This is a genomic window from Pontibacter arcticus (genome assembly GCF_003284895.1).
GTDB classification, from domain to species: domain Bacteria; phylum Bacteroidota; class Bacteroidia; order Cytophagales; family Hymenobacteraceae; genus Pontibacter; species Pontibacter arcticus.
This window is the reverse complement of the sequence record NZ_QMDV01000005.1, coordinates 64,504-77,043: the sequence shown is the minus strand read 5'-3', so window position 1 is coordinate 77,043 and position 12,540 is coordinate 64,504. Positions and strand designations below refer to the sequence as shown.

Annotated in this window: 13 protein-coding genes; 7 read left to right on the top strand and 6 right to left on the bottom strand. The window is 45.6% G+C overall.

Going from position 1 to position 12,540, the window contains the following annotated elements:
- Positions 1 to 149: 149 nt before the first annotated feature.
- Positions 150 to 1,178, bottom strand: coding sequence for a ferrochelatase (gene hemH / locus DP923_RS15485; RefSeq protein ID WP_112306800.1), 1,029 nt, complete (start codon positions 1,176 to 1,178; stop codon positions 150 to 152).
- Positions 1,179 to 1,462: 284 nt separating this feature from the next.
- Between hemH and era the strand changes: the two genes are divergently transcribed.
- The 5 genes from era to DP923_RS15460 all read left to right on the top strand — a co-directional run bounded on the left by era (position 1,463) and on the right by DP923_RS15460 (position 4,806).
- Complete coding sequence (gene era, locus DP923_RS15480) at positions 1,463 to 2,350, top strand: GTPase Era (protein ID WP_112306799.1); 888 nt, start codon at positions 1,463 to 1,465, stop codon at positions 2,348 to 2,350.
- Between the two features lie 232 nt (positions 2,351 to 2,582).
- Complete coding sequence (gene der, locus DP923_RS15475; RefSeq protein ID WP_112306798.1) at positions 2,583 to 3,896, top strand: ribosome biogenesis GTPase Der; 1,314 nt, start codon at positions 2,583 to 2,585, stop codon at positions 3,894 to 3,896.
- A 72-nt stretch (positions 3,897 to 3,968) separates the two neighbouring features.
- A complete protein-coding gene (locus DP923_RS15470) occupies positions 3,969 to 4,166 on the top strand; it encodes a hypothetical protein (RefSeq protein WP_112306797.1) in 198 nt (65 codons plus the stop codon).
- Between the two features lie 193 nt (positions 4,167 to 4,359).
- A complete protein-coding gene (locus DP923_RS15465) occupies positions 4,360 to 4,542 on the top strand; it encodes a hypothetical protein (RefSeq protein ID WP_112306796.1) in 183 nt (60 codons plus the stop codon).
- A gap of 51 nt (positions 4,543 to 4,593) precedes the next feature.
- A complete protein-coding gene (locus tag DP923_RS15460) occupies positions 4,594 to 4,806 on the top strand; it encodes a hypothetical protein (RefSeq protein WP_207801982.1) in 213 nt (70 codons plus the stop codon).
- 81 nt (positions 4,807 to 4,887) lie between these two features.
- Here the strand turns inward: DP923_RS15460 and DP923_RS15455 are convergent, their stop codons facing one another.
- Positions 4,888 to 5,457: a hypothetical protein gene (locus DP923_RS15455; protein WP_112306795.1), complete on the bottom strand. Its 570-nt coding sequence runs from the start codon at positions 5,455 to 5,457 to the stop codon at positions 4,888 to 4,890.
- A 228-nt stretch (positions 5,458 to 5,685) separates the two neighbouring features.
- Here DP923_RS15455 and DP923_RS15450 point away from each other — a divergent pair, with 228 nt between their 5' ends.
- The gene (locus DP923_RS15450; RefSeq protein ID WP_112306794.1) at positions 5,686 to 6,759 is read left to right on the top strand and encodes a hypothetical protein; all 1,074 of its coding nucleotides are present in this window, start codon (positions 5,686 to 5,688) and stop codon (positions 6,757 to 6,759) included.
- Positions 6,760 to 6,998: 239 nt separating this feature from the next.
- On the opposite strand, the gene murQ is transcribed toward DP923_RS15450, so the two are convergent.
- The 4 genes from murQ to DP923_RS15430 form a co-directional block, all read right to left on the bottom strand.
- Positions 6,999 to 7,820 (bottom strand): N-acetylmuramic acid 6-phosphate etherase, encoded by an 822-nt coding sequence (murQ, locus tag DP923_RS15445; RefSeq protein WP_112306793.1) that lies wholly within the window; start codon positions 7,818 to 7,820, stop codon positions 6,999 to 7,001.
- Between the two features lie 78 nt (positions 7,821 to 7,898).
- Positions 7,899 to 8,765 (bottom strand): hypothetical protein, encoded by an 867-nt coding sequence (locus DP923_RS15440; RefSeq protein WP_112306792.1) that lies wholly within the window; start codon positions 8,763 to 8,765, stop codon positions 7,899 to 7,901.
- A gap of 54 nt (positions 8,766 to 8,819) precedes the next feature.
- The gene (locus tag DP923_RS15435; protein ID WP_112306791.1) at positions 8,820 to 9,074 is read right to left on the bottom strand and encodes a cytochrome b5 domain-containing protein; all 255 of its coding nucleotides are present in this window, start codon (positions 9,072 to 9,074) and stop codon (positions 8,820 to 8,822) included.
- A gap of 112 nt (positions 9,075 to 9,186) precedes the next feature.
- A complete protein-coding gene (locus DP923_RS15430; protein ID WP_112306790.1) occupies positions 9,187 to 10,356 on the bottom strand; it encodes a formimidoylglutamase in 1,170 nt (389 codons plus the stop codon).
- A 243-nt stretch (positions 10,357 to 10,599) separates the two neighbouring features.
- On the opposite strand from DP923_RS15430, the gene DP923_RS15425 reads away from it, so the two are divergent.
- Positions 10,600 to 12,360, top strand: coding sequence for an AMP-dependent synthetase/ligase (locus DP923_RS15425; protein WP_112306789.1), 1,761 nt, complete (start codon positions 10,600 to 10,602; stop codon positions 12,358 to 12,360).
- The last annotated feature ends 180 nt before the right edge of the window (positions 12,361 to 12,540 follow it).

Sequence of the window (12,540 nt, the reverse complement as noted above, 5' to 3'; positions counted from 1 at the left end):
GTGTTTTCACCAGCAAGCATAAGTAGCCTGAAGTATAGTTGTCGGTGAAAACACCAACAACGGCACCAAAGTATAAATGCTTTATAAAGTATAAAAGCCACCGACAACTGATTGTCGGTGGCTTTTATACTTTGATTTATGAATAAAGCTTAGTTCTGAAGTATGAGGTCTTTCACAGCCGCCACCCAGGTATCGTTCGAGTTCAGGCTTTCTACAAGCTGCCACTTTTCGCCGCCGGCATGTTCAAACATCTCTTTAAATTCTTCGCCCACTTCAATAGTTGTTTCGAGGCAATCGGCTACAAAAGCCGGGCTAAAAGCTAAAACTTTCTTAATGCCTTTTTCCGGAAGCGTTTTCAGAACCTCATCAGTATAAGGCTGCAGCCACGGATCTTTCAATAACCTCGATTGGAACGTAACCGTGTATTGGTCTTCGCGCAGGCCAAGCTGCTCGGCCAGTAACCTGGATGTTGCAAAGCACGACGCACGGTAGCAATATTTATTGCGTTTGTTATAAGAGTTGCAGCAGGCACCCAACTGGCAATAGCCTTTATCGCTTCCTTTCAGGATCTGGCGCTCAGGCAACCCGTGGTAACTGAAAATGACATGGTCGTAGGTATCCTGTGCCATGTGCTGTTTGCCTAGTTCGGCAAAGGCGTTTATAAAACCAGGGTCATCACAGAACGAAGAAATAAAGTTTATACTTGGGATGATCCACCAGTCCTTCACAATCTCCATGATCTTATCCTGCACCGAACCAGTTGAGGCTGCGGCATATTGCGGGAACAGGGGCAATACAATAATACGATCCACACTTTGCTCCTGCAGTTCTTCCAAAGCGCTTTGTATACTTGGGCTTTGGTAACGCATACCAAAAGCAACATGGTAGCCGTTGCCCAGCACTTGCTGTAGCTTTTTCTGAAGATCTAAGCCATGGAATAACAACGGCGAACCGCGTTCAGTCCAGAGCTGCTTGTATACTTTAGCCGACTTTGGTGCCCGGAATGGCGCTATAATGCCGTTAATTAAAGCATAACGTGGTATAGCAGGTATATCAATTACGCGCCTGTCCAGCAGGAACTCACGCAGGTATTTTCGTACGTCAGGCGTGTTTGGCGTATCCGGAGTGCCCAGGTTTACAAGCAGAACGCCGATTTTACCAGTTGATTTTTTGCTCATCTATATTATAGTTCTTATCAGGTACAAAGATACAAAGTATAAACTGTTTGTGCTGATTGATAATATTTATAACTCCATAGGAAATACACAACCTTACCTTAATACAATAATTGCCGGAAATGTTCAGTGGGCAGCCTTAAATTTTGCGGATTATAAAGTATGGAACGCACAACATATATTACGTTTATAGTAAGTGGGCGTATCCGGTTGTAAACCAATTAATTCGGATATAAGCAGTACATGTCATAAAAAAGAAGTAATTTTGCAACCTCAAATTTAAGGGTATGGCAGAAACTCCGCACAAAGCCGGTTTTGTAAGTATAGTAGGTAAACCGAACGTGGGCAAATCAACGCTCATGAACGCGCTGGTAGGCGAAAAACTTTCTATTATCACGTCGAAGGCACAAACTACGCGTCACCGCATCATGGGCATCCTGAACGGCGACAACTTCCAGATGGTATACTCGGATACGCCCGGCATCATTAAACCGCAGTACGCGCTCCACGAATCCATGATGGGTTTTGTGCGCACATCGCTGGAGGATGCCGATGTTATACTTTTCGTAACCGATATTTACGAGAAGCACGACGAAGAAGAAGTGATCAAGCGCTTGCAGCATGCCGAAGTACCGGTGCTGGTACTGATCAATAAAATAGACCAGGCCACTGTGCAGGATGTAAAAGATAAGATGATCTACTGGCAGGAAAAAATGAACCCGACAGAGGTTTTACCTATTTCTGCCTTGCACAGCACCAACACCGAGCATTTGTTCGAGCGCCTGATGCATTATTTGCCCGAGCATCCGGCCTATTTTCCGAAAGATGAACTGACCGACAAGCCCGAGCGTTTCTTTGTGTCTGAGATCATCCGCGAGAAAATCCTGCTCAACTATAAAAAGGAAATTCCTTACAGCTGCGAAGTAGTAATCGAGGAGTTTAAAGAAGAAGAGGAAATTATCCGGGTACGTGCTGAAATAAGTGTGGAACGCAAGAGCCAGAAAGGCATTGTGATTGGCCACAAAGGCGAAATGCTCAAAAAAGTAGGCACACAGGCCCGCATTGATATGGAAGAGTTTTTCCAGAAAAAGATATTTCTTGATTTGTATGTGCGCGTGAACGAAAACTGGCGAACCGACCAAAAGCTGCTTCGGCGCTTCGGTTACAGCGAGTAGCGTTTGATTGAAATTTATTTTTGCAGGCGAGAAGGATTAAGTTAAGGTTCTGCAGAAGCGTTTTTTGAGTCACATAGCAGCGCTATGGGGAGAGAAAAATGCGAATGCAGGCTCTTAAATGAGTCATTCGTAGCGCAAAATATAAACTTTAATCAAACGCTGAATAGGCGCACAGTATAAAGCTTCGGAACAAGGTGTTCCGGGGGCACTTTAATTTTTTTATTTTTATCAGATGTCATCAAACATCATTGCCATTGTAGGCCGCCCGAACGTGGGCAAGTCTACTTTATTTAACCGCCTGGTGGGTTCCCGCAAGGCTATCATGGACAACGAAAGCGGCGTAACCCGCGACAGAAGCTACGGCCACGGCGAGTGGTGCGGCAAGTTTTTTACCGTAATTGATACGGGTGGCTACGTACACGGCTCCAGCGATATTTTTGAAGAAGAAATTAACAAGCAGGTAGAACTGGCCATTACAGAAGCCGATGTGATCCTGTTTATGGTTGATGTGGATGCCGGCCTTACTGGCCTGGACGAAGAGTTTGCTGCCGTATTGCGCCGTTCCAAAAAACCAATCTACATAGTAGCCAATAAAGCCGATACACACGCACGTGCACACCAGACGGGCGAGTTTTATGCTTTAGGTGTTGGCGAAGAGATTTACCCGATCTCGTCTCAGAACGGTTCCGGTACAGGCGACCTGCTGGATGAAGTAGTAAAGCACTTTAAAGACGAAGGCGTAGAAGACCCTGATGCAGGTATCCCGAAAATTGCCGTGCTGGGCCGCCCGAATGCAGGTAAATCATCTTTTGTAAACTTACTGCTGGGCGTAGAGCGTAACATTGTAACCGATATTGCCGGCACCACCCGCGATGCCATACACTCGCGTTACAACGCGTTCGGTAAAGAATTTATATTGGTTGATACGGCCGGTTTGCGCCGCAAAAGCAAAGTAAACGAAGACATTGAGTTTTACTCTGTGATGCGTGCCGTACGTGCCCTGGAAGATGCCGACGTTTGTATTGTAATGCTGGATGCCACCCGTGGTATAGAAGCGCAGGATGTGAACATCATTACATTGGCTGAGAAAAACCGCAAAGGCATTGTTATACTTGTAAACAAGTGGGATCTGGTTGAGAAAGACACTAACTCCACAAAAGAGTTTGAAGAACTGATTCTCGAAAAGATCGCACCGATCAAGTATGTGCCGGTTATCTTTACTTCGGTACTTACCAAGCAGCGTATCCACAAGGCGGTAGAGAAAGCGATGGAAGTGTACGATAACAAGACCCGTAAAATCTCAACATCCAAACTGAACGATAAGATGTTGCCGGAGATTGAGCGTTACCCGCCGCCAGCTATTAAAGGTAAATTGATCAAGATCAAGTATATAACGCAGATACCGACGCACAACCCGACGTTTGCCTTTTTCTGCAACCTGCCGCAGTATATTAAAGAGTCGTATACCCGTTACCTCGAAAACAGGTTAAGAGAGCATTTCGGATTTGAAGGCGTGCCGATTAAATTGGTGTTCCGAAAAAAATAAACGGTCTAAATATTAGTACGCATTAATATAGTATCTATATTTGTGTCTATTTTTAAAAAATCATAAAATAACATGAAAAAGGTATTTGGTTTACTTTTCGTTGCTGGTCTTTTCACTTTCGCTTCTTGCAACAATGCAGAAGAGGCTGCTACTGAGACTGAAACTACTGAAACTACAGTAGAAGAAACTGTTGTTGAAGAAACTGTTGTTGATTCTACTGCTATGCCAGTTGATTCTATGTCAGTTGATTCTGCTGCAGCTGCTCAGTAATTAGCAACAAACAGTACGATCCGGTTAACACCGGTAAAAAAGGCACTACTTAGTAGTGCCTTTTTTATTTTTATCCAACTATATAGATTTATCTCCGTATTCGGTGGATGTGCTTGCAGATTGGCTGCCAAACCAGCTTTTGAGCAAGTATAGATTCAGGACAAATTGCCGGACCAAGTAAAGAAAACATACTTTGAAGATCATCAAACCAAAAACAATTTATATGCTACTGGCTGTGGCTGGCGCTTTTACGTTTGCCGCCTGTAACAAAACGGCCGATGATAAAGCCGAGCGTATGGAAGATGCCGCCCAGGATACGGCTGATGATATGAAAGACGCTGCCCGCGATACGGATACAACTGCCGTACTGCAGTAGGCTTACCTCGAAGTAAAATTTTTATTATATTTTAACTTAAATTTAATTACTATGAAAAAACCAATTTTTATGCTGATGGCCGCTGGCCTTTTCACGTTCGCATCATGTGATTCTCCTGCTGAAAACAATACTGAAGAAGCTGCAGAACAAGTAGAAGAGTCTGCTGAGCAAAGAGCTGATCAGATCGAAGAAGCTGGTGAGCAGCAAGCTGACCAGATGGAAGAAAATACAGATAACATGGATTCTACTACTGTTATCCAGTAATCAGACTCCTTTTACATAGAAAGAGCGCGTGCCTTACATCAGGGTACGCGCTCTTTGCTATTAAGCAATATTTATACTTGGCTAAGCTCCCAGCCGTTTCTGGATAGCGCTGTTTACGATCCCAAATAAATTTTTAGGCGTAAATGTGCGCCAGGGCAGTTCTTCGAGTGCGCCGCCGGAGTTCAGGTAATAATCCAGGCCGTAGCTTTGCATCTCGCTCAGCACAAACTCCCGGAACCCGATTGCCGCAATCCAGCCGTCTTCCACATCTTCAAACCACTCTTCATAATAGGAGTCGTCGGAGCCATGGAAATTAAAAACGTTCTCGCCGATAAGTATAAAATGCTTGATGCCTTCCTGCACTAAGGGGTCGATAATGTTGCGTTTCAGGTGCATGATGTCGTTATTGATGGCATCGTTCCATTCACCCATAAACTCGATTACGGCAAAGCCAAGCTCATAATCTGCAAAAAGTATTTTTATAAAAAGCGTTTCAGATTCGATATCGTCCCATTGCGGATGGATGTAGTAGCCGTAAATAGTATGCGTAAATTCTGTTTCGCTGTTTTCTGCGCCATAAAGCGGAGATTGAGGGTCATCGGAGGCTGAATAAAGCTCCAGCCAGTTATAAAAAGGTTCTATGGTATGCATATGTTCTGTTCGTTTTAGGGCAGAGGTAGCATTTACTGTTTAAGGAAGTATAAAGTTTATGGGCGAAGCTATACTTTTACTTCAGAAACTAAATTGTTTATACTTGGTTTGTTTCTGATGCAAACCGTTAAGACTGCCCATTAATATACATGAAACCATTTAAGGGCAATATGCTGTATTGGCCTGTACCAGCGTTATACTTTCATGATGAATTTAATTTTTAGTACGATGAGCTCAAAACCTGCTGCAAGCCTGCAGCGCTTCGTTTTTATACTTTGCCTTTTAATAAGCAGTGCCATTTCGGTAGCAGTTGCCGCGCCCGATTATGTAAAAGTATATCACCCGGTTATTAACCGCGCTGAGCTGCAGATCATGGATAAAAATTATGCGGAAGCGCTGGCCTCTTACCAGGAAGCCTTTGCAGCCGTGCCCGATGCTTTTGCCCGCGATTATTACAATGCAACTGTGTGCGCGCTGCTGGCCAATAACGAAAAACAAACCTTTGCCTACCTGCAGGCGCTCGCTCAGAAAGGCGTCAGCCTCGATTACCTGAAACGCCAACCTGTATTCGACTCATTGGAACAAACAAAGCCCTGGCGCAAATTCGAACGCAAATACTCAAAATACCACCGGGTCTACAAACGCAAAGCCAACCTCGACCTGCGTGCCGATCTGGATGAGTTGTATGCGCGCGACCAGTATTTCAGGCAGGCAGAAGGCGGCTTGCGGGTGTATGGCGATACGTTGCGTAAAATAGAAGCTGATAACGTAAAAAAACTTTTAAGCTGGGTTGATAAGTATGGTTACCCCGGAGAAGCTTTGATTGGCGTAGCAGATACTTTAGAACAACTGCCACGCTTTAGTATTGTAATGCAGCGCCAGACCAAAGCCAGCCGTGGGTACGATTTTACGCCGGTACTTCGCAAGGCGGTGCACGAGGGCCGGTTAGCGCCGCAGGTAGCTGCTTATTTAATGGATGTACGGGAAGGCGATAGCAAGTATAAATCGCGGGCGCTGGTAAAAGTAAACTGCACCAACCCGGAAGAGTGCGAAAAAGATAAGAAGCTACGAGCTGCCAAAGGTTACTTAGTCGAGAAGATGAGTAAAAAAGAACTGAAGCAGGTAGATGAGGAACGCGCGCAGCTTGGCCTGGAAACGCTAAGCGAATACCGCGATAAGATTCGCTTTAACTTAAAAGATAATCGCTTTAAGCTAAGTAATAACTGGGCTGTGGCCAATTATTTTGTACCCAGCAGCGAGGCCGCACGCGTGATCATGCAAAACCTGGTAGCCGCCGACTAAGCTAACCATAAAGTTACTTAACGTTTTAACAAATCTATACCTGTTGCCTTTGCTGTGTGTTTTCACCAGCAAGCACTAATCAGGTAAAGTATAGTTGTCGGTGAAAACACCAACAACGGCAGGTTTGGAACGACAGGTTTATGCATTACAATTCGAAACTCAAAACAGCTAATCACATAAAAAAGAGCGGGCAGAAAAGTTTATACTTTCCTGCCCGCTCTTTTTATACGTTAGACCTGCTAGTTTTTCGAAGGATCATCCGTGGTGTAAGCATCAATTGCAGCGCGTACGTTTCCATACTTTTTAAGTAAAGCGGCCGCTTCGGGTTGCGGCAGTTGCAACTCATCCATCACCATGCGTATGCCGCGGTCTACCAGCTTGTGGTTAGATAGCTGCATATCTACCATTTTATTTCCTTTCACGCGGCCCAGGCGTACCATAGTGGCTGTGGTCAGCATATTCAGGGCAAGTTTCTGGGCGGTGCCGGCTTTCATGCGGGTGCTGCCGGTTACAAATTCAGGGCCGGTTACAACTTCTACCGGAAAATCTGCGGCAGCGGCTACGGCACTATTCGGGTTACAAACAATACAACCGGTGGCAATTCCTTTCGCCCGGGAGGCTTCCAGACCACCTATCACATAAGGCGTACGGCCCGATGCGGCAATCCCGACTACTATATCCTTTGCGGTAATGTTGTGTTCCTGCAGGTCTTTCCAGGCTTGTTCGGCGTCATCTTCTGCAAACTCTACTGCTTTCCGGATAGCTGTATCGCCCCCTGCAATAATGCCGATCACCATACCATGCGGCACGCCATACGTAGGCGGACATTCGGAGGCATCCACAATGCCTAACCGGCCGCTGGTGCCAGCCCCGATATAAAACAGCCTTCCGCCAGCACTAAGTTTTGTGACAGTAGCGTTTACCAGCGCCTCCAGTTGCGGAATGGCTTTTTCGATGGCAAGCGGAACGGTTTTGTCTTCGCGGTTAATGTTTTCGAGGAGTTCCCGCACAGGCATTTGCTCCAGGCTGTTGTAATGCGAAGCCGATTCGGTGGTAGACATTGTTAAGTTGTTAAGATGGGTTATCACAAAGTATAAATGCTAAATTTTATACTTTGTGATAACCGGATTTTATATTTTTTACTTTTGATTTTCTTCCTGCGCCAATAAAGCTTGATGGTAATGGATCATGCCTTCGCTTGGCGTGCTAAGTATTTTGCCGATGTTGGCGCTATACTTTTTAGCTACCTGCTTTAGCGTATCCGAAAAATGGAAAGCGATGGAGCCCACAAAGTTTACAGGAATGTTTGTGAAGTTATCATACTTGCAGACCTGCGTTTCGAAAAAGTCAGAGAAGTTTTCGTAGATCATAGCGTGTATAACAGGGTGCTTGCGCTTTTCGTGAATAAATTTAGCGAAAGAAGCCATGTACTTGCTCGGGATGGTGCTGTGGTATACTTCCTCCAGCACACCTTCTTTGGTAAGGTTAAAACGGTTCTTAAGCGATTGTGCCAGTTCGTCCGGCAGTTCGCGGTACAGGTACGCTTTGATCAGCATCTTGCCCAGGTAAGCGCCGCTTCCTTCATCCCCCAATAAAAAACCCAGCGACGGTACGTTGTCGATGATGTCTTTCCCATCATACAAACAGGAGTTGGAGCCTGTGCCTAAGATGCAGGCAATACCCGGTTCCTGTCCGCAAAGTGCGCGGGCGGCACCTAACAGGTCATGGTCAACTTCTACTTTCGTATCCGGGAAGGCTTTGCTGAGCGCATCTGCTACCAGTTTGTTACGGTCTTCGGAGCTGCAGCCAGCGCCATAGTAATAAATAGCGGTAGGTTTTTGGCCCTCCATCTGCGGGAGCAATTCATCTTTCAGCGAAGTATAAATCTGGTCTGTATCCTGGTACATCGGGTTAATGCCGGTTGTAAACATTTGTTGCAAGACTTCTGTGGATGTTATCAGGCGCCAGTCTGTTTTGGTAGAGCCGCTATCAGCAAGTAAAATCATCGTTTTTTGTATGCGTTATATGGTAAAACCATCTCTGGTTAAAGAACCTGTTACTTATTTTCGGTAAGAAGAGTTTTTAACAAACCCGATAACTGTAAATTTATCAAAAACATTGGCATTATGCGGCGCATCTTTCAACTCTGGTGTTAAATCCTGGCCGGCCCAGTGCTCGTAATGCTTCCCGTCGCGCCACATTCTTGATTTTTTAACGTCGTAAATTATACCTTCGTACGCCACCCAGATTTCCTCGCGGTCCTGGCCGTTACGAAGGGCAAGCTGCTGTAAAGTATATTCGGGTAATTCGTCCATTTTATGAGGTTGATTCTGTCGTGTTGATTGGATAATGGATAAGGCTGTAGAGGATTGACTTATTTAGTTGGCTCATGAAAATTAAATAGCAGCCCTTTAAAGTATAAACACATTAGCCAATGCGCGCCTGCGCCAAAATCCAGCGGTTTGGTATTTCGCCTTTTATGGCATTCAGGTAATCTTCGTAACTGCAGGGCACTATGCGCTTACCTTTATCAGCGGAAAGAGGTTCTACTTCAAGCCACCATTTTTCGCTGTTCCTGTTTTTGTAGAAGACCATGCGATCCGGCCCATCGTTAAACGCCACGGCATACTTGGTAAATTGCTTGTCTGAGAAGTTAAGCTCGTTTTTGCGGTTGTAAAATCCTTCCACAAAATACCAGATCATGGTGGCAATGGTCATGGCGGTTACTTCGCGCGGGTCCAGTGCCGGATCGTACTCATAAATACCAAAAGAAGTAAGGGCATCGTTCTGGCCGGCATACCAGCATAGCTGACAGGCTTCCTCGCCGGTTAAGCCAAAGGGGTTGGCAGGTTCGTAAGCAGGCGCATCCTGGTGGCGTATGGCCGAAATATCGATTGTCAGCAGGTCGGCCATCCGGATAACGGGCTCCATTTCCGGCAGGTTTCTGCGTACCTCACCTACGCGGTAAGCCTCAAAGTTCAGTTTCTCGAGTGTACCCATTACTTCCGGCTCCACTAAATAAGACTGGTACCCGATCTGGCTTAAGCTGAAAAGGTAGTTGGGTTCGTGCATCAGTATCTGGCGGAGCTGCTTTTTATTGGCCGGTGCGGTACTTTCTTCGGTCATGTCCAGGCTGCTGTCTACGGTTACCATGTTCACGGCGCGGTCGAGGTGTTCGTAACCCAGATACTGGCCATATTCCAGGTCGTGGGAGCCGCCGATAAGTACGGGTATAGTGTTATGGGAGATAAGTACTTCCACGATTTCTTTCAGGCGGAGGTTAGTATCTTCCAGGGTAATGCCCGGGCGTAAATTACCCAGGTCTACTAGCTGGCAGCGGCCTGCGCCTTTAAACAAACTGTAAAGCTTTTTCCGGACGGCGCGTGCGGGCGTTTGCTCATCTGTCTGTTCAGGCAGATCTGTTGCTTCGGTGCTGCGTCCTCTTGTTTCGTTAATTCCTATCAGGGCAATATCGGCGCCGCGCCAATCTGGGAACTTGCTTTCGAAGCGCTCGATGTAAGCGCCCAGCGTGCGCGGGTTTTTAAGATGGGCAAATACATCTTCGTTCAGCGGCTCAAAAAAGATAGAAAGATTCATATAAGAAATGCAGGAAAAAGAAATGAACGATAAAACAGAATTAGCTATAAACTCCTGAAATTAGGGGAAAGTAAGGAACAAAAGAAACAGCTTATAAATATAAGATATGTCTGATGTTTCTGGGAAACGAAGCGGAATTTTCAAAAAAAATAGTTAAAATGCAGTAGAATTAGTGCAAAAATTATAAGTTAGCAACCACACAACCAGCCTTAAAACATATTAAAGTTAATAACCGACCCAACCATGACTACAACCCGTACCTTTGATTTGCTGTCTTATCAGCTACAGAACTATCCGCAGCCGGACTGCCTGGCCTCCAAAGAAAACGGGAACTGGGTAAAGTATAGCACACAGCAAGTACAGGATTATGCCAACCAGGTTAGCTTAGGTCTGCTTAAATTGGGGATCGGCAAAAACGATAAAGTAGCCATTATTTCGCTTAACAGGCCAGAGTGGATTTTTGCAGATTTTGGTATTCAGCAGGCAGGCGCGATAAGTGTGCCGATGTACCCGACCATCACGGTAGAAGATTACCGTTACATTTTCGCGGATGCCGAGGTGAAAGCTGTTTTTGTATCGGATATAGAGCTGTACAATAAAGTAGTAGCCGCTACTACAGGCTCCGAAAGTATAAAAGCCATTTATACTTTTGATCGTATCCCGGGTGCGAAACACTGGAGCGAAGTGCTGGAAATGGGCAAAGGCGGCGATGTAAAACAACTCGACCCGATCAAGGAAGCCATCAGCAAAGACGACACTTTAACCATTATTTATACTTCCGGTACCACCGGCAACCCCAAAGGTGTAATGCTGACCCACGAAAACCTGGTGAGCAATGCAATGGGCGCTTACCCGTATGTGCCGCTTAACCAGCATCACCGCGCGCTCAGCTTTCTGCCGCTTTGCCATATTTTCGAGCGGATGCTTACTTATCTGTATATGCGTGTGGGCGTATCGATTTACTATGCCGAAAGTATAGAGAAAGTAGCCGACAACCTGAAAGAAGTACAGCCGCATGTATTTACCACCGTACCTCGCCTGCTCGAAAAAGTATACGATAAGATCGTAGCCAAAGGAATGGAACTGGAAGGCGTGAAACGTAAGCTGTTTTTCTGGGCACTGGAGCTTGGCTTAAAGTATGACACCCGCGAAAACCAGGGTTGGTGGTACAACAAGCAGCTGGAGCTCGCCAACAAGCTTATCTTCAGCAAGTGGCGCGAAGCGCTGGGCGGTAACGTAATTGCCATTGTATCAGGTGGTGCGGCGTTGCAGCCACGTCTGGCCCGCGTTTTCTGGTCTGCTAATATCCGCGTAATGGAAGGCTACGGCTTAACCGAAACATCGCCTGTAATTACTGTGAACCGCGCCGAAGCCGAAAACAACGTGATTGGAACAGTGGGTATGGCCATAGATGGCGTGGAAGTGAAAATTGCAGAAGATGGCGAAGTACTGACGCGCGGCCCGCACGTAATGAAAGGCTACTACAACAAACCTGATCTGACAGCGGAAGTGATTGATGCGGATGGCTGGTTCCATACCGGTGATATCGGCGAAATGGTAGAAGGCAAGTTCCTGAAAATCACCGACCGCAAAAAAGAGATGTTCAAAACATCAGGCGGTAAATACATTGCCCCGCAGCAGATCGAAAATAAATTAAAAGAATCGGTTTTAATAGAGCAGGCAATGGTGGTTGGCTCCGGCGAAAAATATGCCGCCGCACTTATTGTGCCTTCTATACTTGGTCTGCAGGATTGGTGCCAGCACAAAAACATCCCGTATACCAACGACAAGGATATGCTGCAGAACCCGGTTGTGATCGAGAAGTTTCAGCGCGAAATAGACAAAACCAACGAGCATTTAGCGCAGTTCGAGACTATCAAAAAGTTTAAAATTGTGCCAAACCAGTGGACTGTTGAGACCGGCGAGTTAACGCCAAGCCTTAAAGTAAAGCGTAAGATCATCACGCAAAACTGGCAATCCCTGATCGATAGCATGTATAGATAAAAGTATAGATTTATACTTCAGAGCAGCTTATAAACTAAAAAAGCCTTTCTTAACCAGAAGGGCTTTTTTAGTTTATACGAATTTATGCGTTACATTATAGTATCTGTGTGGCATATCATTCGTACTGAATATGATGCATGACGATAAAATATTTTTAAATATAGTATGCAAGCATAACAT